Origin of the sequence: Pseudomonas japonica, from assembly GCF_900188455.1 — a bacterium.
Lineage (GTDB): Bacteria > Pseudomonadota > Gammaproteobacteria > Pseudomonadales > Pseudomonadaceae > Aquipseudomonas > Aquipseudomonas japonica.
On the sequence record NZ_FZOL01000002.1, the window covers coordinates 417841 to 441426 of the forward strand.

24 protein-coding genes are annotated in these 23586 nt (G+C 64.4%); 15 read left to right on the forward strand and 9 right to left on the reverse strand.

Annotation, left to right across the window (positions count from 1 at the left end):
- Positions 1 to 13: 13 nt before the first annotated feature.
- The 3 genes from CHB99_RS04195 to CHB99_RS04205 all read right to left on the reverse strand — a co-directional run bounded on the left by CHB99_RS04195 (position 14) and on the right by CHB99_RS04205 (position 3865).
- Positions 14 to 769, reverse strand: a complete 756-nt coding sequence (locus CHB99_RS04195; protein ID WP_042121552.1) for a gamma-glutamyl-gamma-aminobutyrate hydrolase family protein — start codon at positions 767 to 769, stop codon at positions 14 to 16.
- A gap of 200 nt (positions 770 to 969) precedes the next feature.
- Positions 970 to 2466, reverse strand: coding sequence for an aldehyde dehydrogenase (locus CHB99_RS04200; protein ID WP_042121554.1), 1497 nt, complete (start codon positions 2464 to 2466; stop codon positions 970 to 972).
- 16 nt (positions 2467 to 2482) lie between these two features.
- Positions 2483 to 3865, reverse strand: a complete 1383-nt coding sequence (locus CHB99_RS04205) for a glutamine synthetase family protein (RefSeq protein WP_042121556.1) — start codon at positions 3863 to 3865, stop codon at positions 2483 to 2485.
- A gap of 240 nt (positions 3866 to 4105) precedes the next feature.
- Between CHB99_RS04205 and CHB99_RS04210 the strand changes: the two genes are divergently transcribed.
- The 5 genes from CHB99_RS04210 (at position 4106) to CHB99_RS04230 (ending at position 8774) form a co-directional block, all read left to right on the forward strand.
- Complete coding sequence (locus CHB99_RS04210) at positions 4106 to 4978, forward strand: LysR family transcriptional regulator (RefSeq protein ID WP_042121558.1); 873 nt, start codon at positions 4106 to 4108, stop codon at positions 4976 to 4978.
- A 166-nt stretch (positions 4979 to 5144) separates the two neighbouring features.
- Positions 5145 to 5408 (forward strand): DNA-directed RNA polymerase subunit omega, encoded by a 264-nt coding sequence (rpoZ, locus tag CHB99_RS04215; protein WP_042121560.1) that lies wholly within the window; start codon positions 5145 to 5147, stop codon positions 5406 to 5408.
- A gap of 60 nt (positions 5409 to 5468) precedes the next feature.
- Positions 5469 to 7577: a bifunctional GTP diphosphokinase/guanosine-3',5'-bis pyrophosphate 3'-pyrophosphohydrolase gene (spoT, locus tag CHB99_RS04220; protein WP_042121562.1), complete on the forward strand. Its 2109-nt coding sequence runs from the start codon at positions 5469 to 5471 to the stop codon at positions 7575 to 7577.
- 23 nt (positions 7578 to 7600) lie between these two features.
- Positions 7601 to 7981, forward strand: coding sequence for a RidA family protein (locus CHB99_RS04225; RefSeq protein WP_009394407.1), 381 nt, complete (start codon positions 7601 to 7603; stop codon positions 7979 to 7981).
- A gap of 55 nt (positions 7982 to 8036) precedes the next feature.
- Complete coding sequence (locus CHB99_RS04230; RefSeq protein WP_042121564.1) at positions 8037 to 8774, forward strand: hypothetical protein; 738 nt, start codon at positions 8037 to 8039, stop codon at positions 8772 to 8774.
- Positions 8775 to 8813: 39 nt separating this feature from the next.
- Here CHB99_RS04230 and CHB99_RS04235 read toward each other — a convergent pair whose 3' ends face one another.
- Entirely contained in the window at positions 8814 to 9671 is an 858-nt protein-coding gene (locus CHB99_RS04235; RefSeq protein WP_042121566.1) for an NAD-dependent epimerase/dehydratase family protein, read from the reverse strand.
- Between the two features lie 196 nt (positions 9672 to 9867).
- On the opposite strand from CHB99_RS04235, the gene exbB reads away from it, so the two are divergent.
- The 6 genes from exbB to CHB99_RS04265 all read left to right on the forward strand — a co-directional run bounded on the left by exbB (position 9868) and on the right by CHB99_RS04265 (position 16674).
- The gene (gene exbB, locus CHB99_RS04240) at positions 9868 to 10878 is read left to right on the forward strand and encodes a tonB-system energizer ExbB (RefSeq protein WP_042121694.1); all 1011 of its coding nucleotides are present in this window, start codon (positions 9868 to 9870) and stop codon (positions 10876 to 10878) included.
- 3 nt (positions 10879 to 10881) lie between these two features.
- Positions 10882 to 11310 carry a TonB system transport protein ExbD gene (gene exbD / locus CHB99_RS04245; RefSeq protein ID WP_042121568.1) on the forward strand — a complete coding sequence of 143 codons (429 nt, stop codon included), beginning with the start codon at positions 10882 to 10884 and terminating at the stop codon, positions 11308 to 11310.
- The gene (locus CHB99_RS04250; protein WP_042121569.1) at positions 11307 to 12041 is read left to right on the forward strand and encodes an energy transducer TonB; all 735 of its coding nucleotides are present in this window, start codon (positions 11307 to 11309) and stop codon (positions 12039 to 12041) included. Before exbD ends, CHB99_RS04250 begins: the two co-directional genes overlap by 4 nt.
- A gap of 143 nt (positions 12042 to 12184) precedes the next feature.
- Positions 12185 to 13105 carry a hydrogen peroxide-inducible genes activator gene (locus CHB99_RS04255; protein ID WP_042121571.1) on the forward strand — a complete coding sequence of 307 codons (921 nt, stop codon included), beginning with the start codon at positions 12185 to 12187 and terminating at the stop codon, positions 13103 to 13105.
- Positions 13106 to 13114: 9 nt separating this feature from the next.
- Positions 13115 to 15193, forward strand: a complete 2079-nt coding sequence (gene recG, locus CHB99_RS04260; RefSeq protein WP_042121572.1) for an ATP-dependent DNA helicase RecG — start codon at positions 13115 to 13117, stop codon at positions 15191 to 15193.
- 80 nt (positions 15194 to 15273) lie between these two features.
- Positions 15274 to 16674, forward strand: coding sequence for an aminoacyl-tRNA deacylase and HDOD domain-containing protein (locus CHB99_RS04265; RefSeq protein WP_042121574.1), 1401 nt, complete (start codon positions 15274 to 15276; stop codon positions 16672 to 16674).
- A gap of 85 nt (positions 16675 to 16759) precedes the next feature.
- Here CHB99_RS04265 and CHB99_RS04270 read toward each other — a convergent pair whose 3' ends face one another.
- The 4 genes from CHB99_RS04270 to CHB99_RS04285 form a co-directional block, all read right to left on the reverse strand.
- Positions 16760 to 17128 (reverse strand): SCP2 sterol-binding domain-containing protein, encoded by a 369-nt coding sequence (locus tag CHB99_RS04270; protein WP_042121576.1) that lies wholly within the window; start codon positions 17126 to 17128, stop codon positions 16760 to 16762.
- Between the two features lie 150 nt (positions 17129 to 17278).
- A complete protein-coding gene (locus tag CHB99_RS04275) occupies positions 17279 to 17554 on the reverse strand; it encodes an HU family DNA-binding protein (protein ID WP_042121578.1) in 276 nt (91 codons plus the stop codon).
- Between the two features lie 188 nt (positions 17555 to 17742).
- On the reverse strand, positions 17743 to 18891 hold the full coding sequence (locus CHB99_RS04280) for an NAD(P)/FAD-dependent oxidoreductase (RefSeq protein WP_042121579.1): 1149 nt from the start codon (positions 18889 to 18891) through the stop codon (positions 17743 to 17745).
- 35 nt (positions 18892 to 18926) lie between these two features.
- Positions 18927 to 19094, reverse strand: a complete 168-nt coding sequence (locus tag CHB99_RS04285) for a rubredoxin (RefSeq protein ID WP_009394419.1) — start codon at positions 19092 to 19094, stop codon at positions 18927 to 18929.
- A 114-nt stretch (positions 19095 to 19208) separates the two neighbouring features.
- Between CHB99_RS04285 and CHB99_RS04290 the strand changes: the two genes are divergently transcribed.
- Entirely contained in the window at positions 19209 to 19820 is a 612-nt protein-coding gene (locus CHB99_RS04290; RefSeq protein ID WP_042121695.1) for a chorismate--pyruvate lyase family protein, read from the forward strand.
- Entirely contained in the window at positions 19820 to 20710 is an 891-nt protein-coding gene (ubiA, locus tag CHB99_RS04295; RefSeq protein ID WP_042121581.1) for a 4-hydroxybenzoate octaprenyltransferase, read from the forward strand. Before CHB99_RS04290 ends, ubiA begins: the two co-directional genes overlap by 1 nt.
- Positions 20711 to 20867: 157 nt before the next feature.
- On the opposite strand, the gene CHB99_RS04300 is transcribed toward ubiA, so the two are convergent.
- On the reverse strand, positions 20868 to 21236 hold the full coding sequence (locus tag CHB99_RS04300; RefSeq protein WP_042121583.1) for a COG4315 family predicted lipoprotein: 369 nt from the start codon (positions 21234 to 21236) through the stop codon (positions 20868 to 20870).
- 147 nt (positions 21237 to 21383) lie between these two features.
- Between CHB99_RS04300 and phoB the strand changes: the two genes are divergently transcribed.
- Positions 21384 to 22073 carry a phosphate regulon transcriptional regulator PhoB gene (gene phoB / locus CHB99_RS04305; protein WP_009394423.1) on the forward strand — a complete coding sequence of 230 codons (690 nt, stop codon included), beginning with the start codon at positions 21384 to 21386 and terminating at the stop codon, positions 22071 to 22073.
- A gap of 84 nt (positions 22074 to 22157) precedes the next feature.
- On the forward strand, positions 22158 to 23486 hold the full coding sequence (gene phoR / locus CHB99_RS04310; RefSeq protein WP_377698789.1) for a phosphate regulon sensor histidine kinase PhoR: 1329 nt from the start codon (positions 22158 to 22160) through the stop codon (positions 23484 to 23486).
- The last annotated feature ends 100 nt before the right edge of the window (positions 23487 to 23586 follow it).

A 23586-nucleotide genomic window follows, 5' to 3' on the forward strand; every position in this document is an offset into this window, starting at 1 on the left:
TGAAACCGCCGGATCACTTCCCGGCATAGTCCTGACAAGCTGCACGGAACGCCTGGAACAGACGCAACGAAACCGGGTTATCGGCGTAACGCCACTCCGGATGCCACTGCACCCCGAGCACGAAGCCGGGTGCGTCCTCCATGGAAACTGCTTCGATCAGCCCGTCCGGCGCCAGGGCCTCGACCCGCAGCCCCTCGGCCAGGCGATCGATACCCTGACCGTGCAGCGAGTTGACCATGAAGCTGCGCGGCAGACCCAGTCGCTGGAATTGCCCATCGGGCTCGACCGTGACCAGGTGGCGCGGGCTGTATTGTTCTTCCAGCGGGGCGTTCTGCGGCTCGCGGTGGTCCAGGTAGCCGGGCAGCTCGTGAACGCGCTGGTGCAGGGTTCCGCCCAGGGCCACGTTGAGCTCCTGGAAACCCCGACAGATGCACAGCACCGGCACGCCAGCGGCGATGGCCGCGCGCAGCAGCGGCAGCGTCAGACGGTCACGCTGGACATCGTGACGGGTGCCTTCCGCGCTGGGGGCGCCATTGTAATGATGCGGTTCGACATTTGAAGGCGAACCGGTAAAAAGAATGCCATCGAGGCGCTCCAGCAAGCGCTGCGGGTCCAGCGCCTCGTCGCGCGCCGGCAGGATCAGCGGCACGCCGGCGAACGCGGCAGCCTCGACGTATTTGTCGCCCACGGTATGGGAAGGGGTGTTGCCGAGCATCTGGCGGCACGCGGTGACGCCGATCAAAGGGGTTTTGCCCGGGGCTTGTTTCATCGATCCAGCCTCGCATGGAACAACAACGGAGTTGGCACTGCCCCACTCTGTAGGAGCTGGCTTGCCTGCGAAGGACCGCAAAGCGGTCCCGGTTCCCAATCTGCAGCCGGGAGAAAGCCACTGGCCTGGCTGTAGATCAGGAACCGGGACCGCTGCGCGGTCCTTCGCAGGCAAGCCAGCTCCTACAGGGGGTACGTCGCTTAGTTGAGCTTGATCCAGGTCGCCTTGAGCTCGGTGTACTTGTCGAAGGCATGCAGCGACTTGTCGCGGCCGTTGCCCGACTGCTTGAAGCCACCGAACGGCGCGGTCATGTCGCCGCCGTCGTACTGGTTGATCCACACACTGCCGGCACGCAGGGCACGCGCACTGCGGTGGGCCTTGGAGAGGTCCGCAGTCCATACCGCCGCGGCCAGGCCGAACGGCGAATCGTTGGCGATGGCGATGGCTTCCTCGGCACTGTCGAAGGTGATCACCGAGAGCACCGGGCCGAAGATTTCCTCGCGGGCGATGCGCATGGCATTGGTCACGCCGTCGAAGATCGCCGGCTCGACGTAGACGCCGCAGGTCTCTTCCAGCACCCGGCGTCCGCCGCTGACCAGCGCCGCGCCATCGGCCTTGCCGGCCTCGATGTAGCCGAGCACGGTGTCCAGCTGGGTGGTGTCGACCAGGGCGCCGACGCGGGTCTCGGGATCCAGGGCATGCCCGGGTTTCCAGGCCTTGAGGGCCTCCACCACCAGCGGCAGGAACCGGTCCTTGATCGAGCGCTCCACCAGCAACCGCGAGCCGGCGATGCACACCTCGCCCTGGTTGAAAGCGATGGCGGCCGCCGCGGCTTCGGCGGCGGCGTGCAGGTCAGGGGCATCGGCGAAGACGATGTTCGGGCTCTTGCCACCGGCCTCCAGCCACACGCGCTTCATGTTCGACTCGCCGGCATAGACCATCAGTTGCTTGGCGATGCGGGTCGAGCCGGTGAACACCAGGGTATCGACGTCCATGTGCAGGGCCAGGGCCTTGCCCACGGTGTGGCCGTAGCCCGGCAACACGTTGAACACGCCCGCCGGGATACCGGCTTCGAGCGCCAGTTGGGCGACGCGGATGGCCGTCAGCGGGGACTTTTCCGACGGTTTGAGAATCACCGAGTTGCCGGTGGCCAGCGCCGGACCGAGCTTCCAGCAGGCCATCATCAGCGGGAAGTTCCACGGCACGATGGCCGCGACCACGCCGATCGGCTCGCGGGTCACCAGGCCGAGCTGGTCGTGCGGGGTCGGCGCCACTTCGTCATAGACCTTGTCGATCGCCTCGGCGGACCAGCGGATCGAGTTCGCCGCCGCCGGGATATCGATGCTCAAGGCGTCGGCGATCGGCTTGCCCATGTCGAGGGTTTCCAGCAGCGCCAGCTCGTTGGCGTTGGCCAGCAGCAGATCGGCGAAGGCGATCAGCACGCGCTTGCGCTGCGCCGGAGCCTGGTTGGCCCAGACGCCGCTGTCGAAACTGCGTCGTGCCGCGGCCACGGCCAGCTCGGCATCCGCGCTATCGCAACTGGCGATGGCGGCCAGAGCGCGACCATCCACCGGGCTGGTGCAGTCGAAGGTGGTGCCGCAAACGCTGTCGCGGTACTCACCGTCGATGAAGGCGCGGCCTTCGATATGCAGACCCTGGTAGAGGGTTTCCCATTGTTCGCGAGACGGAATTGTCATTGTTCTTCTCCGGGCATCAGACCGTATGCAGGTACCAGTTGTATTCGAGGTCGGAAATCGACACCTCGAACTCCGCCAGTTCGCTTTCCTTGCAGGCGACGAAAATATCGATGTAGTCGGGGCTGATGTACTGGTTCAGCACTTCGCTGTCGTCCAGCTCGCGCAGCGCGTCGCGCAGGTTGTTCGGCAGGCTCTGTTCCAGTTGCTCGTAGGAATTGCCCTCGATTGGCGCGCCCGGCTCGATCTTGTTGGTCAGACCGTGGTGAATGCCGGCGAGGATCGCCGCCATCATCAGGTAGGGGTTGGCGTCAGCGCCGGCCACACGGTGCTCGATGCGTACCGAATCGCTGCCGCCGGTCGGCACGCGGACCGCCACGGTCCGGTTGTCCAGGCCCCAGCTCGGCGCGTTGGGCACGTAGAACTGCGCGCCGAAGCGGCGGTAGGAGTTGATGTTCGGGCAGAGGAAAGCCATCGACGCCGGCATGGTTTCCAGCACGCCACCGATGGCGTGGCGCAGGACATCGCTCTGCTCGGGGTCGTCGCTGCTGAAGATGTTCTTGCCAGTGGCCTTGTCCAGCAGCGAGATGTGTACGTGCAGGCCGTTACCCGCCTGGCCCGGATAGGGCTTGGCCATGAAGGTCGAGTCCATTTCATGGTCGTAGGCGATGTTCTTGATCACCCGCTTGAGCAGCAGGGCGTAGTCGCAGGCCTTCAGCGGGTCGGCGACATGGTGCATGTTCACTTCGAACTGCGCCGGGGCGCTTTCCTTGACGATGGCATCGGCCGGGATGCCCTGTTCCTTGGCCGCTTCGAGCATGTCCTGGAGGCAATCGACGTACTCGTCGAGGTCGTCGATCAGGTAGACCTGGGTCGACTGCGGGCGCTTGCCGGAAATCGGCGAGCGCGGCGGCTGCGGGCGACCGTTGAGGTTGTCCTGATCGATCAGGTAGAACTCCAGTTCGAACGCGGCGCAGATGGTCAGGCCCAGGTCGTCGAACTTGCTCACCACCTGGCGCAGCACTTCCCGCGGGTCGGCGAAGAACGGCGTGCCGTCGAGCTCGTGCATGGTCATCAGCAATTGCGCGGTGGGGCGTTTCTGCCACGGCTCGAAGCTCAGGGTGCCGGGAATCGGATAGCAGATGCGGTCGGCGTCGCCGATATCCAGGCCCAGACCGGTGCTTTCCACGGTCGAACCATTGATATCCAGGGCGAACAGCGACGCGGGCAGGTTGATGCCCTTTTCATAGACCTTGACCAGGCTCGCCCGTTCGATGCGCTTGCCGCGCACCACTCCGTTCATGTCGGCGATCAGCAGATCGACGAACTGCACCTCTGGGTGGGCCTTGAGAAATTCGCCCATTTCGTCAACGGGGATGGCGCACGGGGAGACCGACGTCATGGCTTAGGCATCCTTTGGAATTTTTATTGGGGCAGCAATGTAGGGAGGTAACGCGGGTAATCGGGGCGGCGATGGCTGGTCTTGTTCTCGGTAGTCCATCGGGGGAACGACTGGCGCGGGGCTGTTCGCACGCACGTGCCAGGTTCTGGCGCATCAAGCCTTGCTAGACGGCCACCGCTGCACTATAGAATGGCCTCCACGCAACAGACATTGGCGTTTTGGCAAGCTAAGAGTGCACCGATGCAATATCAGATCAGCCATGCCGACCTCTCCCTGGTTCTCGCCCTGGTTCGCGGTCGCTCCCTGGCGAAAGCGGCGGAACTGCTCAAGGTCGACGTATCCACGGTTTTCCGTTCGATCCGGCGGATGGAAGCGGCGCTCGGCACGGCCTTGTTCGTGAAGAGCCGCAAAGGCTACATCCCCACCGGCACGGCCCAGGCCCTGGCCGAGCAGGCCGAACGCGCCGAACAGGCACTGGATGCGGCGCGCGTGGCCCTGGCCCATGGCGAGCAGGTGGTCAGCGGCACGGTACGCCTGACCTGTACCGACGCCGTGCTGCACAGCCTGCTGCTGCCGGCGCTGGCCGAGTTCATGCCGACCTACCCGGCGCTGACCCTGGAACTGGCGACCTCCAACACCTTCGCCAACCTCAGCCGCCGCGACGCCGACCTGGCCCTGCGCCTGACCAACGCACCGCCGGAGCATCTTGTGGGACGCTGCCTGGGTTCGGCGTCCTATGTCGTCTGCGGGCGCGAGGAATTTCGCGCGCGGCTGAACGAATCGCCGTCCAGCGTGCCATGGATCGCCCCGGACGATTCCATGCAGGACCACCCCACCGTAGTCTGGCGCAGCGAGAAATTTCCCGGGGTTCTGCCGCGCTACCGTTGCAGCGGCATCGCCTCCATCGCCCAGTTGGTCAGTGCCGGCCTCGGCGTGGCGGCGCTGCCGGACTACATGGCGCACACCCTGCCAGGGGTCGAGCAACTGAGCGATGCCCTGCCTGGCTGCGATACCCAGTTGTGGTTGCTGACCCGCCCGGACTGCCGGGCCCTGCGTTCGGTGCAGACGCTGTTCGACGAGCTGACACCGCGCCTGCGCAACGCCCTTATCTGACCAATAGACGAAGACTATTGAAATAGACGCTTACAACTAGGTATCGTCAGCATATTCAGGGCTCGAGGCCGAAATCAGCGCTTCCCTAAAGGCTGGTGATTTTTTAAACTATCGAGTCCGCTCGCCCATTCGGGCAGTACACCGCATTTGCTACTTGAGGAACACCATGGCCCGCGTAACCGTTGAAGACTGCCTGGAACACGTTGATAACCGCTTTGAGCTGGTCATGCTGTCCACCAAGCGTGCCCGTCAACTGGCTACCGGCGGCAAAGAGCCGAAAGTGGCCTGGGAAAACGACAAACCTACCGTCGTGGCACTGCGCGAAATCGCCGAAGGCTATATCACCCCCGAGTTCATCGCCGCCGAAGAGATCGTCACTGAAGACCCTGTCTTCACAGCGTTCGAGGACGAGGCCAACGAGGCCGTCTAAGTCCATGCCTGGTCGACGTTGTACGGCGCGGGTCACTTATCCTCGGCAGGAGGTCGAATCTTGCCGAGCATAGATGCCCTCGCCGATCGTCTGTCGTCCTATCTGGGCCCCGACCAGGTCAACCTGGTACGCCGTGCCTATTTCTACGCCGAACAAGCCCACGACGGCCAGCGCCGCCGCAGCGGCGAGGCGTACGTCACGCATCCGCTGGCCGTCGCCAGCATCCTCGCCGACATGCACATGGACCATCAGAGCCTGATGGCGGCCATGCTGCACGACGTGATCGAAGACACCGGAATCGCCAAGGAAGCCCTCAGTTCGCAGTTTGGCGAGACCGTCGCCGAACTGGTCGACGGCGTCAGCAAGCTGACCCAGATGAACTTCGAGACCAAGGCCGAGGCCCAGGCGGAAAACTTCCAGAAGATGGCCATGGCCATGGCCCGCGATATCCGCGTGATCCTGGTCAAGCTGGCTGACCGCCTGCACAACATGCGTACCCTCGAGGTGCTGTCAGGCGAAAAGCGCCGCCGCATCGCCAAGGAAACCCTGGAAATCTACGCGCCCATCGCCAACCGCCTGGGCATGCACAGCGTGCGCGTCGAGTTCGAGGACCTGGGCTTCAAGGCGATGTACCCGATGCGTTCCGCGCGCATCTACCAGGCGGTCAAGCGCGCCCGCGGCAACCGCAAGGAAATCGTCAACAAGATCGAGGAATCGCTGAGCCACTGCCTGGCCGTGGACGGCATCGAAGGCGAGGTCAGCGGACGGCAGAAGCACATCTACGGCATCTACAAGAAGATGCGCGGCAAGCGCCGCGCCTTCAACGAGATCATGGATGTCTATGCATTCCGCATCATCGTCGACAAGGTCGATACCTGCTACCGCGTGCTCGGCGCCGTGCACAACCTGTACAAGCCACTGCCGGGGCGCTTCAAGGACTACATCGCGATTCCCAAGGCCAACGGCTACCAGTCGTTGCACACCACACTGTTCGGCATGCACGGCGTGCCCATCGAGATCCAGATCCGCACCCGCGAGATGGAGGAGATGGCCAACAACGGCATCGCCGCGCACTGGCTGTACAAATCCAGTGACGACGAGAAGCCCAAGGGCACCCACGCCCGCGCACGGCAGTGGGTCAAGGGCGTGCTGGAGCTGCAGCAACGTGCGGGCAACTCCCTCGAATTCATCGAAAGCGTGAAGATCGACCTGTTCCCGGACGAGGTCTACGTGTTCACGCCCAAAGGCCGTATCATGGAGCTGCCAAAGGGCTCCACCGCGGTCGACTTCGCCTACGCGGTACACACCGACGTCGGCAACAGCTGCATCGCCTGCCGCATCAACCGCCGCCTGGCGCCGCTCTCCGAGCCGCTGCAAAGCGGCTCCACCGTCGAGATCGTCAGCGCGCCGGGCGCCCGGCCGAACCCGGCCTGGCTCAACTTCGTGGTCACCGGCAAGGCCCGCACCCATATCCGCCACGCCCTCAAGCTGCAGCGTCGCTCCGAGTCGATCAACCTCGGTGAGCGCCTGCTCAACAAGGTGCTCAACGGCTTCGACAGCGCCCTCGACAAGATCCCGCCGGAGCGCATCCAGGCCATGCTCGGCGAGTACCGCCTGGAGCTGATCGAGGATCTGCTGGAAGACATCGGCCTGGGCAACCGCATGGCCTACGTGGTCGCCCGCCGCCTGCTGTCCACCGAGGGCGAGCAGTTGCCGAACCCGGAAGGCCCGCTGGCGATCCGCGGCACCGAGGGCCTGGTGCTGAGCTACGCCAAGTGCTGCACGCCGATCCCGGGCGACCCCATCGTCGGCCACCTTTCGGCCGGCAAGGGCATGGTGGTGCACCTGGAGAGCTGCCGGAACATCAGCGAAATTCGCCACAACCCGGAAAAGTGCATCCAGCTGTCCTGGGCCAAGGACGTCACCGGCGAATTCAACGTCGAGCTGCGCGTCGAGCTGGAACACCAGCGCGGCCTGATTGCCCTGCTCGCCAGCAGCGTCAACGCCGCCGACGGCAACATCGAGAAAATCAGCATGGATGAGCGCGATGGCCGCATCAGCGTCGTCCAGTTGGTGGTCAGCGTGCACGACCGCGTGCACCTGGCCCGCGTGATCAAGAAACTGCGTGCGCTGACGGGCGTCATCCGCATCACCCGCATGCGCGCGTAGCCCTTCCCTTGCAAGGAGTCACCATGACCAAGACCGTCATCAACAGCGACAAGGCACCTGCCGCCATCGGCACCTATTCCCAGGCGATCAAGGCTGGCAACACTGTCTACATGTCGGGCCAGATCCCTCTCGACCCGAAAACCATGGAACTGGTCGAAGGCTTCGAAGCCCAGACCGTCCAGGTGTTCGAGAACCTCAAGGCCGTGGCCGAAGCCGCTGGCGGTTCGTTCAAGGACATCGTCAAGCTGAACATCTTCCTGACCGACCTGAGCCACTTCGCCAAGGTCAACGAAGTCATGGGCCGCTACTTCGAGCAGCCTTACCCGGCGCGCGCGGCGATCGGCGTTGCCGCCCTGCCACGCGGCTCGCAGGTCGAGATGGACGCGATCCTGGTTCTCGAGTGATACCCCCGCGGCGAACCGTCCGGTTCGCCGCGCCTTTTTCCTGAAGGACCCCGTCATGCGCCACGCGCTTGCCCTTTCGCTGGTTGCCGCACTGCTGGGCGGCTGCGCCAGCCACGAACCCGAAGACTACAACGGCATCTGGATCAACCAGGCCGCGATCGACGCCGCCGCCAAAGGCACCGGCCTGCGCTACGCACTGGAGCGCAACGGTCCGAACTTCGAGTGGAAGGTCAATGTCGCCGCCGGCCAGGCCAGCTACAGCAATGGCTTCGAGCTGATCGAAGGGCGCCTGAAAGCGGTCGACGACAACCACTGGCAAGTGGAGCTGGACGGCGACCAGGTGGAAAACCTTGAGCTGGACGGCAAGGAACTGGTCCAGGCAACCAGCGACTGGGCGCCGGAACAGCATTTCCAGCGCAGCACCGAGGTGATCGATCCCGATGTTCCACCGGGTGGCACCTTCGAAAAGGCCCTCTACGGCGCCTATATGAAAGGCGACTGGCGCGTCCTCGAAGGTCCGGGCCAGGGCGGCACCGTGCGCTTCCGCGACAACGGCAGCCTCGACGGCCTGCCCAACCTCGACCGCTATGCCCTGTGCCTGGCCGGCGACTGCGCGACCATGACCGGCAAGTACGACAGCCTCTGGCTGGAGCGCAACCAGCAGGGCAACCCGTGGATCTTCAAGCGCGACGGCAAGCAGCTGGAAATCTTCCAGGCCATCAATGACGCCCAGCCCGACGAAATGCCAGAGCTGCGCCCAGGCCCTCGGCGCTGGCTGCTGGAGCGCAAATAGGTTTCAGTATCGGGGCTGCTTTGTGCAGCCCCAATTGTTTCAACCGCGACCTTCGAGAATCGCCGCATAGCCCTCGCGATAGCTGGGATAGGCCGGAACCCAGCCCAGCGCTCGGGCCCGGGCGTTGCTGCAGCGCTTGCTGCCGGTACGCCGCACCTGCTGTTGCTCCGACCACTCGGTAACGCCCATGTATTCCCGCAGCCAGGCGACCACTTCGGCCAGCGGCGCCGGTGCGTCGTCCACGCCGATATAGCAGTCGTCCAGGGCCGTTCCGGCCTGATCGGCACGCAGCAGGAAGGCCAGCAGGCCGGCCGCGTCCTCGGCATGGATGCGGTTGCCGTACAGCGGCGGCTCCTCGACGACCCGATACCCTTGACGCACCTGGCTCAGCAGCCACTCACGGCCCGGTCCGTAAATCCCGGTGAGCCGCACCACGCTGGTCGGGATGCCGCTGTCCAGGGCCAGACGCTCCGCCTCCAGCATCACTCGCCCGGAATACGCCTGCGGCGCCGTTTCCGCGGCTTCCTCGATCCACTCGCCGCCCTGCTGGGCATAGACGCTGCTGCTGGAGACGAACAACAGGCGACGCGGTGCCTGGCCGCGCTCGGCGAGCCAGGTCAGGACATTGCGCAAACCGTCGACATAGGCCGAACGGTAGCCAGGTTCGTCATGCTGATTCGCGGCCACGCAATAGACCAGGTAATCCGGGCTCACCGCCGGCCAGGCCGCGGGTGCCTGGCGCTGCTCGAGGTCGGCGGCGATGGCCGTGACACCTTCCGGCAACGCGCCGACATTGCGCCGCAACCCGCTGACAGACCACCCGCCCGCCAGCATTTGCCGGGCCAGACGACCACCCACATCGCCGCAGCCGACGATCAGAACCGAAGGGATAGACATGATGAAACTCCCGTGACAATTGCCCCGCACTATCCGGGCAAAATCGATAGGCGGCTAGCGACCGCTGTAAAAAAAGCTACTTTATTACTTCTGCTAACAAGAATTACTTGCAATAATGGCCACCCTTTTTTTGTTCTCGGCCTGCTTCGAGGCCTTGAAGACCATCCACCATTCCTCTTCATCAGGTCCGGCCAGCATGACACGCATCCAACCTTCCGCTTCGCCAACCACGTCGCGCGCCCTGCGCGCCATCGCCGCGCTGACGTTCAGCCTGATGCTGACACCCGTCGCCATGGCGGACGAGCCGACCGCTGCTCCGGCGACTCCAGCCGCCGCCGTTGCGCCAGCTACCCCGGCAGCAGAAGGTACCGCTCCGGTCGCCCCTGGCGCCGAGCAGGCCGCGGCAGCCCCGGTCGATCCGGCGGCCGCTCCGGTGGAAGGCGCGACTGACCAGCCATTGAATGCGGACGGCGAGCCACTGGCCGAAGACACCACCCTCGGCATGGGTCACGACCTGTCGCCATGGGGCATGTACCAGAACGCCGACGTGGTGGTCAAAGCGGTCATGATCGGCCTGGCCATCGCCTCGATCATCACCTGGACCATCTGGATCGCCAAGGGCTTCGAGCTGCTGGGTGCCAAGCGCCGCCTGCGCCGCGAAATCGCCGCACTGAAGAAAGCCACCACCCTCAAGGACGCCGCCGAGAACACCGACAAGCCAGGCACCCTGGCCCATGTCCTGGTGCATGACGCCCTGGAAGAAATGCACCTGTCGGCCAACGCCCGCGAAAAAGAAGGCATCAAGGAGCGTGTCAGCTTCCGCCTGGAGCGCCTGGTCGCCGCCAGCGGTCGCAACATGTCCAGCGGTACCGGCGTTCTCGCCACCATCGGTTCCACCGCACCCTTCGTCGGTCTGTTCGGTACCGTATGGGGCATCATGAACAGCTTCATCGGCATCGCCAAAACCCAGACCACCAACCTCGCCGTGGTCGCTCCCGGTATCGCCGAAGCCCTGCTGGCCACTGCCCTGGGCCTGGTCGCGGCGATCCCGGCCGTAGTCATCTACAACGTCTTCGCCCGCTCCATCGCCGGCTACAAGGCGCAGGTCTCCGACGCTTCGGCGCAGGTCCTGCTGCTGGTCAGCCGTGACCTGGACCACCAGCCGGGCGAGCGTGCCGCCCAGCCGCACATGGTGAAAGTGGGGTAAGCCATGGGCCTGCATCTTAACGAGGGTGGCGACGATCTCGCCGAAAACCACGAAATCAACGTAACGCCGTTCATCGACGTGATGCTGGTGTTGTTGATCATCTTCATGGTGGCAGCGCCACTGGCAACGGTGGACATCAAGGTCGACCTGCCCGCCTCGACCGCGAAACCCGCGCCGAGACCGGAAAAGCCGGTGTTCCTCAGCGTCAAGGCCGACCAGAAGCTGTATCTGGGCGAAGACCTGGTGCAGCAGCACGACCAGCTGGGCGCGATGCTGGACGCCAAGACCAAGGGCGACAAGGAAACCACGATCTTCTTCCAGGCCGACAAGGGCGTGGACTACGGCGATCTGATGGACGTCATGAACATTCTGCGCGCCGCCGGCTATCTCAAGGTCGGCCTGGTCGGGCTCGAGACGGCAGCGAAGAAATGATCGAGACCCGGTACAAGCTGGGGCGTTACGGCGGTAGCCTGTTACTCGTACTGGCAGTGCATGCCATTGCCATCGTGCTGACCCTGAACTGGTCGGCACCACAGGCTATCGAATTGCCGCCCGCGGCCATGATGATCGAGATGGCTCCGATGCCGGAACCGGCGCCGCCACCACCGCCCAAGGTGGTGACGCCGCCGCAGCCGCCCGCACCGGTGGAAGAACCGCCGCTGCCGAAGCTGGTCGAGGCACCGAAGCCGAAAATCGCCATTCCGAAACCTGCCAAGCCGAAGGCCAAGCCACAGCCGCCCAAGCCCGAGCAGAAGGAAGAACCGAAGGAGAAGCCGGTCGAGCAGGAAGTCGCCGACACGCCACCGAGCACCGCGCCAGCGCAGAAATCGGCAGCCCCGGCACCAAGCATCGCGACCAACAGCAACGCTCTGCCGACCTGGCAAAGTGACCTGCTGCGTCACCTGGGCAAGTTCAAACGCTACCCGGAAGACGCCCGCCGTCGCGGCCTGCAAGGTATCAACCGCCTGCGTTTCGTGGTCGATGCCGAAGGCAAGGTCCTCTCCTACTCGCTGGCCGGCGGCTCGGGCAGCGCCGCCCTGGACCGGGCGACCCTGGAGATGATCCGCAAGGCACAGCCGGTTCCGCCACCACCGAAAGAGCTGCTGAACAACGGCAGCATCGAAGTGGTTGCGCCGTTCGTCTACTCGCTGGACAAACGCTAAGCCTCGATAAAAAGCCGGCCGCCCACGCGGCCGGCTTTTTATCGAGCGTAATCGTCGTTTCTGTCGCACCGATGCAAGTCTGATAAGGTGCGTCTATCGGTTGCAGCCGCTATGCTGGGGCCGCTACTTCATGGACGCACGTTATGACCCTCACAGAATTGCGCTACATCGTCACTCTTGCTCAGGAGCAGCACTTCGGCCATGCCGCCGAGCGCTGTCACGTCAGCCAGCCGACCCTGTCGGTGGGCGTGAAGAAGCTGGAGGACGAACTGGGCGTGCTGATCTTCGAGCGCAGCAAGAGCGCGGTGCGCCTGACGCCGGTCGGCGAAAGCATCGTCGCCCAGGCGCAGAAGGTCCTCGAACAGGCCCAGGGTATTCGCGAGCTGGCCCAGGCCGGCAAAAACCAGCTGACCGCACCGCTCAAGGTCGGCGCGATCTACACCGTCGGTCCGTACCTGTTCCCGCACCTGATTCCGCAACTGCACCGGGTCGCTCCGCAGATGCCGTTGTACATCGAGGAGAACTTCACCCACGTCCTGCGCGACAAGCTGCGCAACGGCGAGCTCGACGCGGTGATCATCGCCTTGCCGTTCAACGAGGCCGACGTCCTGACCCTGCCGCTCTACGACGAGCCGTTCTACGTGCTGATGCCCAGCGGCCACCCGTGGACCGAGCAGAAAACCATCGACGCCAGCCTGCTCAACGACAAGAGCCTGTTGCTGCTCGGTGAGGGTCACTGCTTCCGCGACCAGGTCCTGGAGGCATGCCCGACCCTGAACAAGGGCAGCGAGGGCGCCAGGCATACCACCGTGGAATCCAGTTCGCTGGAAACCATCCGCCATATGGTCGCCTCCGGCCTGGGCGTGTCGATCCTGCCGCTGTCGGCGGTGCATAGCCATCATTACGCCCCCGGGGTGATCGAAGTGCGCCCGCTGAGCCAGCCGGCCCCTTACCGCACCGTCGCCATCGCCTGGCGCGCCAGTTTCCCGCGGCCCAAGGCCATCGAGATCCTCGCTGATTCGATCCGCCTGTGCTCCGTGGCCAAGCCACCCGCGGACGAGTAGGTTGTCGTCATGACCGAGTTGTCCCGGGTGTCGGTTACGGCACTGAAAGGCGTTGGCGATGCCCTGGCCGAAAAACTGGCCAAGGTCGGTCTGGAAAACCTCCAGGACGTGCTGTTCCACCTGCCGCTGCGTTATCAGGACCGCACCCGCGTGGTGCCCATCGGCGCCTTGCGCCCGGGCCAGGATGCAGTGATCGAAGGCGTGGTCAGTGGCGCCGACGTGGTCATGGGCAAACGGCGCAGCCTGGTGGTGCGCCTGGGTGATGGCAGCGGTGTGCTCAGCCTGCGTTTCTATCACTTCAGCATGGCGCAGAAGGACGCGCTCAAGCGCGGTACCCATGTGCGCTGCTATGGCGAAGCCCGTCCCGGTGCCTCCGGCCTGGAGATCTACCACCCGGAATACCGCACCCTGAACGGCAACGAACCACCGCCACCGGTGGACCAGACGCTGACCCCGATCTACCCGACCACCGAAGGCCTTACCCAACAGCGCCTGCGCCAGCTCTGCCAGCAGAGCCTGGCGCTGCTCGGCCCACGCAGCCTGCCCGACTGGCTGCCGGAGCAACTGGCCCGGGATTACCAGCTGGGGCCGCTGGACGAGGCGATTCGCTACCTGCATCAACCACCGGCGGACGCCGATGTCGACGAACTCGCCGAAGGCCAGCACTGGGCGCAACACCGCCTGGCCTTCGAAGAGCTGCTGACCCATCAGCTGTCGCAACAACGCCTGCGCGAAAGCCTGCGGGCCCTGCGCGCGCCGGTACTGCCCAGGGCCACTCGCTTGCCCACGCAGTTCCTGGCCAACCTGGGCTTCCCGCCGACCGGCGCGCAGCAGCGGGTCGGCAATGAGATCGCCTACGACCTGAGCCAGCACGAACCGATGCTGCGCCTGGTGCAGGGCGATGTCGGCGCCGGCAAGACCGTGGTCGCTGCCCTCGCCGCCCTGCAGGCGCTGGAAGCCGGCTACCAGGTGGCGCTGATGGCGCCCACCGAGATCCTCGCCGAGCAGCATTTCATCACCTTCAAGCGCTGGCTCGAACCGCTGGGCATCGACGTCGCCTGGCTCGCCGGCAAGCTCAAGGGCAAGGCCCGTACCGCGGCGCTGGAGCAGATCGCCAGCGGCACGCCGATGGTGGTCGGCACCCACGCGCTGTTCCAGGACGAGGTGAAATTCCACAACCTGGCCCTGGCGATCATCGACGAACAGCACCGCTTCGGCGTCCAGCAGCGCCTGGCGTTGCGCCAGAAGGGCGTCGGTGGACGCTTCTGCCCGCACCAGCTGATCATGACCGCCACGCCGATCCCGCGGACCCTGGCGATGAGCGCCTATGCCGACCTGGATACCTCGATCCTCGACGAGCTGCCGCCCGGGCGAACCCCGGTCAACACCGTGCTGGTTACCGACAGCCGCCGCTTCGAGGTGGTCGAGCGGGTCCGCGCCGCCTGCGCCGAAGGGCGCCAGGCCTACTGGGTATGCACCCTGATCGAAGAGTCCGAGGAACTGACCTGCCAGGCCGCCGAAACCACGTTCGAAGAACTTTCGAGCGCCCTCGGCGAGCTGCGCGTGGGCCTGATCCACGGGCGCATGAAAGCCGCGGAAAAAGCCGCGGTGATGGCTGAATTCAAGGAAGGCCGCCTGCAATTGCTGGTGGCGACAACGGTGATCGAGGTCGGCGTCGACGTCCCCAACGCCAGCCTGATGATCATCGAAAACCCCGAGCGTCTGGGCCTGGCCCAGTTGCACCAGTTACGCGGCCGGGTCGGACGCGGCAGCGCGGTGAGCCACTGCGTGCTGCTCTACCATCCGCCGCTGTCGCAGATCGGTCGCGAACGCCTGGGGATCATGCGCGAAACCAATGACGGTTTCGTCATCGCCGAGAAAGACCTGGAGCTGCGCGGCCCCGGTGAAATGCTCGGCACCCGCCAGACCGGCCTGCTGCAATTCAAGGTCGCCGATCTGATGCGCGACGCCGACCTGCTGCCCGCCGTGCGCGACGCGGCCCAGGCCCTGCTGGCGCGCTGGCCCGATCACGTCAGCCCGCTGCTGGAGCGCTGGCTGCGTCACGGCCAACAATACGGCCAGGTGTGACGCGTTCGGCGGAATTGGATCCAGGCCGCCAGTCAAGCTGGTTATACTTTTGCCTCTGTGAAGAATTTGGATACAGACCCATGATTGAAGTTGCCCTCGATACCGCAACCCCACAGGTTCCGTCTGTTATCCGGCTGCTGCTCGACAAGCTGGGCGTCGCCTACCGTGAAGTGGCCGACCACCCGCAGTTGCCGCCTGAAACCCGCCTCCAGGCCGTCCTTCTCGACGACTCGGTCGGCGCCCTGATGGTCCTGTTCCCTCAAAACCAGCTGCTCGACCTCAACCGCCTGACCGAACTGACCGGACGCAAGCTCGCCGCCGTTCCGCTGGAGCGACTGCAGCACATGCTCGACAAGCACGGTTTGAAGGTCCTGCCCGGCATCCCGGCGCTGACCAGCTCGCCCTGCCTGTACGACGAGAGCGTGCTCAAGCCCTCGGCGCTGCTGGTGCAGTCGGGTGAAGCCGGCTTGCTGCTGGAGTTCGAGCGCGACGACTTCCGCAAGATGCTCAGCAAGGCCAGTGCCGGCCAGTTCGGCGAACTGCTGAGCCAGATCCAGCCCAACCTCGACCGGCCGGCGGACGACCGCGAGGAAATTACCCAGGCGGTCCAGGCATTCACCGCACGGCGTATTCAGCAGCGTCTGGAGTCGACCATCGAGATCCCGCCGCTGGCCGAGACCGCGCAGAAGATCATCAAGCTGCGCGTCGATCCCAACGCCACCATCGACGACATCACCGGCGTGGTGGAAACCGATCCGGCACTGGCCGCCCAGGTGGTCAGCTGGGCGGCGTCGCCCTATTACGCCTCACCCGGCAAGATCCGCTCGGTGGAAGATGCCATCGTCCGCGTGCTGGGTTTCGATCTGGTGATCAACCTGGCGCTGGGCCTGGCTCTGGGCAAGACCCTCAGCCTGCCCAAGGACCACCCGCAACACACCACACCGTACTGGCAGCAATCGATCTACACCGCGGCGGTGATCGAGGGCCTGACGCGTGCCATGCCGCGGGCCGAACGCCCCGAGGCGGGCCTGACCTACCTGGCGGGCCTGCTGCACAACTTCGGCTACCTGCTGCTGGCCCACGTGTTCCCGCCACACTTCTCGTTGATCTGCCGACACCTGGAGGTCAACCCGCACGTCTGCCACAGCTACGTCGAGCAGCACCTGCTGGGTATCAGCCGCGAGCAGATCGGCGCCTGGCTGATGCGTTTCTGGGACATGCCGGATGAGCTGGCCACCGCGCTGCGCTTCCAGAACGATCCGTACTACGCCGGTGACCATGCACCGTTCGCCAACCTGGTGTGCCTGTCCGTCCGCCTGCTGCGCGCCCGTGGCATCGGTTCAGGGCCGGACGAGGCGATTCCGGACGAACTGCTCGAGCGCCTGAACATCAGTCGCGAGAAAGCCGAGGATGTCGTGAACAAGGTGCTGGAAGCGGAAGTGATGCTGCGCGAACTGGCTTCGCAGTTCACCCAGCACTGAAGCACTGCGCGAAGGACCGCAACGCGGTCCCTGTGTCACCTCGAGCCGGGCCTGCTGCGCAGGCCTTTCGCGGGCAAGCCCGATCCTACTTCTTCGGTTTCAGGTACTTCATCAAGCCCTGGAACCACATCACCAGCGCCGGATTGCCCTTGATCTGGATGGTCTTGTCCTGAATCCCCTGCATGAACGCCAGTTGCTTGTTCTTCGCCTGAAGGGTCTCGAAGCCGAACGCGGCATCCCTGAAGGCGATGGCGAACGCTGGTGCCGGGTGCGTGCCACCACTGCTGCTGATGCGGCTGTCCTTGACGATGAAATGCCGGGCGGCCTTGCCGTCCAGGGTCTGGAGCTGGAACACCAGGTCCTTGTTCTGCAACTGCTGCTGGAACGCCGGATTCTTGCGACTGGCCCGGGCCATCAACAGCCCCATGGCCCAAAGGAGAAAGCGGAACTTCATGACTGCGCCTCGGTGAAAAAATGACTGGCTGGCGCAGTTTATCTTTTTAGCGAACGAAAGCTACAGAATCAGTGGCTTTTCTCTCACGTTCGCCGCAAAACAAAACGGGCATCCCTGGGATGCCCGTTCTGTCTGCATTCGCTGCGTCCACTACGGATTGACGCTGTCCTTGAGGTTTTTGCCCGGCTTGAAGGCGACCGTGTTGCTCGCCTTGATTTTCACCGGCTCGCCGGTTTGCGGGTTCTTGCCGGTGCGAGCACCGCGGTGACGCTGTTCGAAGGTGCCAAAACCAACCAGGGTCACAGTGTCCTTCTTGCTCAATGCAACGGCGATTTCATCGAGAATGGCATTCAGAACACGGTTGGCCTGCTCTTTGGTGAGGTCGGCCTTATCGGCGATGGCTGCGGCGAGATCGGGTTTACGCATGGTGAAGCCTCTTTGACGGAATTTTTTGTTGTTATGCCGTGCTGCCTTTGCAAGCAGCGCCCAAGGCACCGCAGGCTCTAAACTGCGGCAGACGGAAGTGAGGATGGCACGCCGCCAAGGGCCGCGCCAGTCTCTGGGCGGCCATTGGCAAGACAATAGGACGCTAAATCCGACAGAACGACCGGTATTTACGCCAGAAGGGGCGGAAGCTGGCGATTCAGCGCCAGCTTCTCCATTACCGCGCTACCGGTCAGTGCATAACCGAGCAATTGGCCCTGGGCATCGTGGCAGAGCACTTTCAGGTCCCCGCCCTGCCCTTCGACAGTCCATTTTCCTTCCGTACCCAGGGGCGGAGGCGACACCACCAGCGGGCAGACAGGGGTCTTCACCGTGACCGGCATCGAGCCGTAGGTCACCGTGCCGGGATTGCCCGCCAGGGTCTGCGCCAACGCGCGTGCGCTCGCCATCAGGGGCATCACGTAGAGCAGGTTGAGACCCTCGACCTCGGCGCAATCACCCAGGGCGAAGATATTGGCGTGGGAGGTGCGCAGTTGCCGGTCCACCACCACCCCGCGATTGATACGCAGGCCCGCCGCCGCCGCGAGGTCGGTGCGCGGCTTCAGGCCGACCGCCGAGACCACCAGGTCGCAGGCGATCATGCTGCCATCCGACAGGTGAGCTTCCAGCCCCTGCGCCACTCGCTGCAGACGGGTCACGACCGGCCCCAGGTGGAAGCGCACGCCCAGCCCTTCCAGAGCGCTCTGGACCGCCGCCGCGGCGGCCGGATGCAGCAAGGTCGGCATGACCTGCTCGCACGGCGCCACCACCGCGACCTCGAAGCCGCCCAGGCTCATGTCATTGGCGAATTCGCAGCCAATCAGGCCAGCACCGAGGATCAGCACCCGGCGCTTGCCGACCGCGGCAGCCCGGAAGCGCGCGTAATCCTCGAGGTCGTTGATCGGGAACACCGCGTCGCCGCCATCGCCATCGATCGGTACACGCACGGTTTCCGCGCCCCAGGCCAGCACCAGGTCGCGATAGCGCACCTGCTCTTCGCCGATCCACAGGCGCTTGTGGCCTGGATCGATGCCACTGATACGGGTGTGGGTGCGCACCTCGGCCTTGAGCTGCTCGGCCATGGCGCCGGGTTCGGCCATGCTCAGGCCGTCGGCATCCTTGTTCTTGGCAAAACCGGTAGAAAGCATCGGTTTGGAATAGGAGCGGCCATCGTCCGCGCTGATCAGCAGCAACGGCGTCTCGCCGTCGAGCTTGCGAAATTCGCGAGCGAGGTTGTAGCCCGCCAGTCCGGTGCCGATTATCACTACGGGATCGGTCATGCCTTGAATGTCCTTGTCAGGGGGAAAAAAGCGGATCAGCCGATGGCGATCATTTCGAAATCGGTCTTGCCCACGCCGCAATCCGGGCACAGCCAGTCCTCGGGTACATCTTCCCAGCGCGTGCCCGGGGCGATGCCGTCATCAGGCCAGCCCTCGGCCTCGTCATAGATCAGGCCGCACACCACGCATTGCCACTTTTTCATCAGTTTCTCCTTGGATTCAGGCCAGGCACGATCATTGTGTTATGGATATGGCGATCGACCCTCAGCGGGCTTTGTACTGAGCCCGGCCAACCTATGCAAGCCGCCTCGCCAAACATGTTAAGCTCCGGCGCTTCACTGGCCTGTAACTGCATACCTACCGTGCCAAACGAATCCCCGCAATATCCCGCCGCACCCTGGACGCCGCATACGCCGCGGCTCGCCGCGAAGACCCCGGCGCTGATCCTCGACTGGCTGTTCGACCAGGGTTCCCTGACCCGCCGCCTGACCCGTCTGTCCGCCCAGCAATTTTCCGTGACCCCGCTCTACGAGGGTTGGCAGTCCCTGCGCGAAGACGAATGCCTGGCCCTGGGCCTGGCGCCCGGTAGTGAGGGCTGGGTCCGTGAAGTCTATCTGCGCGGCCACGGCGAGCCCTGGGTGTTCGCCCGCAGCGTGGCTGGCCGCGACGCCCTGCGCGACGACGGCCTGGACATGGAATCACTGGGCAGCCGCTCGCTGGGCGAACTGCTGTTCTGCGACCAGGGCTTCGCCCGTCAGGCCATCGAGGTCTGCCAGTATCCAGCCGCCTGGCTGCCCGTCGAGCAGGCGGTCGACGGCCTCTGGGGGCGCCGTTCGCGCTTCGACCGTGGCGCCCTGCGCCTGCTGGTGGCCGAAGTCTTCCTGCCCGCCCTGTGGCAGGCAACCGCAGCGTACAAGGAGGTGCGCTGATGTACCTGAATCTGCTCAAGTCGCTCAATCGCCTGCATCCGCGGGCCTGGGACTTCATCCAGTTGAGCCGCATGGACAAGCCGATCGGCATCTACCTGTTGCTGTGGCCGACCCTGTCGGCGGTGTGGATCGCCGCCAACGGCGCACCCACGCTGGCCAACGTGCTGATTTTCCTGTTCGGCGTGGTGTTCATGCGCGCCGCCGGCTGCGCCATCAACGACTTCGCCGACCGCAAGGTGGATGGCCACGTCAAACGCACCGCCGAGCGGCCCCTGGCGGCCGGGCGGATCAGCGCCCGCGAGGCCCTGACGCTGTTCGTCATCCTGCTGGGGGTCAGCTTCCTGCTGGTGCTGTGCACCAACCAGAAGACCGTGCTGCTGTCGTTCGGCGCGGTCGCCCTGGCAGCGTGCTACCCGTTCATGAAGCGCTACACCTACTACCCGCAGGTGGTGCTTGGCGCGGCCTATTCCTGGGGCATCCCCATGGCCTTCACCGCGGCCACCGGCGAGCTGCCGGCGATCGCCTGGCTGCTGTACATCGCCAACCTGTTGTGGACGGTGGGGTATGACACCTACTACGCCATGGTCGACCGCGACGATGACCTGAAGATCGGTGTGAAATCCACGGCGATCCTCTTCGGCGAGGCCGATCGCATCATCATTCTGTCGCTGCAGGGCGCGTCGCTGCTGTGCCTGCTGCTGGCGGGCAATCAGTTCGGTCTGGGGGGCTGGTTCCACCTGGGCCTGTTCGGCGCGGCGCTGTGTTTCGCCTGGGAATACTGGTCGACCCGCGGCCTGGAGCGGGAGGCCTGCTTCAAGGCGTTCCTGCACAACCATTGGGCCGGGTTGATCATCTTCGTCAGCATCGTGATCCACTACCTCACGCGCTGACCTCGTGATGTGCACAATCCCTCGTAGGAGCTGGCTTGCCTGCGAACGACGGCACAGCCGTCGCAAGACCTGAGTCCCAGGTAAGCCTGACCCCCTGCGGCCGCTTCGCGCCCGTTCGCAGGCAAGCCAGCGCCTACAAGGAAGGCATCATCCAGCGCTACGGCTTGGCCACGTGCCACACATCCTTCATGCCATCGCCCGTCATGTCACCGGCCTTCTTGTCCTTGACGAAGGTGTACAGCGGCTTGCCGTCATAGGCCCATTGCATGCTGCCGTCGTCGCGCTTGATCTGCGTCCACTTGCCTTCGGCCTTCTCGCCGCCCGCGGCCATCAGGGGTGGCCAGTTCTTCGCGCATTCGCCATTGCACATCGACTTGCCGGCGCTGTCCTTGTCGAAGGTGTAGAGCGTCATGCCGGCATGATCCACCAGCATTCCGGCCTTCTCCATGGCATGGTCGGCCATGGCCAATCCCGGTAGTGCCAGCGTCGCGCAAAGAGCCATCCAGTTCAGCGTATGTCGTGTCATTGGATTCACCGTGTTTGTCGGGATCGGGATTTAAAGCCTAGTTCAGTAACAAGAAGTTGCTGCAACGGCCCCGGACTTGTCACACAGCTGCAATAATTCCGTTATCTAATGCGGGCCAAGACACCAGAGTCCGGGAGAGGTTTGAGCATGGTTGGCAGAAACATTCTGATCGTCGACGACGAAGCGCCAATTCGCGAGATGATCGCCGTTGCATTGGAAATGGCCGGCTATGACTGCCTGGAGGCCGAGAATTCCCAGCAGGCGCACGCCATCATCGTCGATCGCAAGCCGGACCTGATCCTGCTCGACTGGATGCTGCCGGGCACTTCCGGCATCGAACTGGCCCGCCGCCTGAAGCGCGACGAGCTGACCAGCGACGTACCGATCATCATGCTCACCGCCAAGGGTGAGGAAGACAACAAGATCCAGGGTCTGGAAGTCGGCGCCGACGACTACATCACCAAGCCGTTCTCGCCACGCGAGCTGGTCGCCCGCCTCAAGGCCGTACTGCGCCGCGCTGGCCCGACCGATGGCGAAGCACCGATCGAAGTCGGCGGCCTGCTGCTCGACCCGATCAGCCACCGCGTGACCATCGACGGCAAACCGGCCGAGATGGGCCCGACCGAATACCGCCTGCTGCAATTCTTCATGACCCACCAGGAGCGCGCCTATACCCGGGGCCAGTTGCTCGACCAGGTGTGGGGCGGCAACGTCTATGTCGAAGAACGCACCGTCGACGTGCATATCCGGCGTCTGCGCAAAGCGCTGGGTGATGCCTACGAGAATCTGGTACAAACCGTTCGCGGCACCGGTTACCGTTTCTCGACCAAGGGCTGACAACTGCCGCACGCCGCAAGCCAAAAGCCTCAGGCAAGAGCAAAAGCACAAGGAGATCGGCTTCAGCCTTGCAATGCGAAGCCGATCCGCAAGGATTCCCAATTGAACCAGAACTGGCACGGCACCCTGATTCGCCACATGCTGCTGCTGATCACCGTCTGCCTGCTGGTCGGGCTGATCAGCGGTTACTACGGCTGGAGCCTGGCCCTTGGCCTGGCGGTCTACCTGGGCTGGACCCTCAAGCAGATGCTGCGCCTGCACCAATGGCTGCAGGAGCACAAATCCGACGAGCCGCCACCGGATGGCTACGGCCTGTGGGGTGAGGTGTTCGACAGCATCTATCACCTGCAACGTCGCGACCAGCGCGTGCGCGGGCGTCTGCAGGCGGTGATCGACCGTGTCCAGGAGTCCACCGCCGCGCTGAAGGACGCGGTGATCATGCTCGACAGCGAAGGCAACCTGGAATGGTGGAACCGCGCCGCCGAGACCCTGCTGGGCCTGAAGACCCCGCAGGACAGCGGCCAGCCGGTGACCAACCTGGTGCGCCATCCGCGCTTCAAGGAATACTTCGAACAGGACAACTACCTCGAACCGCTGGAAATCCCTTCGCCGACCAGCGACCGCATCCGCATCCAGTTCCACATCACCCGCTACGGCAACAACGAGCACCTGATGCTGGTTCGCGATGTCACCCGCATCCACCAGCTGGAACAGATGCGCAAGGACTTCGTCGCCAACGTCTCCCACGAACTGCGCACGCCGCTGACCGTGATCGCCGGCTACCTGGAAACCCTCCTGGACAACGTCGAGGACGTCAATCCGCGCTGGGTCCGGGCCCTGCAGCAGATGGCGCAACAGGGCTCGCGGATGCAGACCCTGCTCAACGACCTGCTGCTCCTGGCCAAGCTGGAAGCCACCGACTACCCCTCGGACAACCACCCGGTGGCCATCGACACCCTGCTGCAATCGATCAAGGGCGATGCCCAGGCCCTGTCCGGCCAGCGCAACCAGCGCATCACCCTGGACGCCCAGTCCGGCCTGCGCCTGAAGGGCAGCGAGACGGAATTGCGCAGTGCCTTCTCCAACCTGATCTTCAACGCCGTGAAGTACACCCAGGACGAAGGCAACATCCGTATCCGCTGGTGGGCCGATGAACAGGGCGCGCACCTCAGCGTGCAGGATTCCGGCATCGGCATCGACGCCAAGCACCTGCCGCGCCTGACCGAACGCTTCTACCGGGTCGACTCCAGCCGCGCCTCCAATACCGGCGGCACGGGCCTGGGCCTGGCGATCGTCAAGCACGTGCTGCTGCGCCACCGCGGTCGCCTGGATATCAGCAGCGTGCCCGGCCACGGCAGCACCTTCACCTGCCACTTCCCCGCCGCCCAGCTCGTCGCGCAGAAGGCTTACTGATCCAGCGCACTTTGCATTTGCGCCCTCAGCCGCTACATTGGCGGACCCGTGCCAGCACGAGCTGGCACCTATTTCTTACTATTTCAAGAACACGGAACGC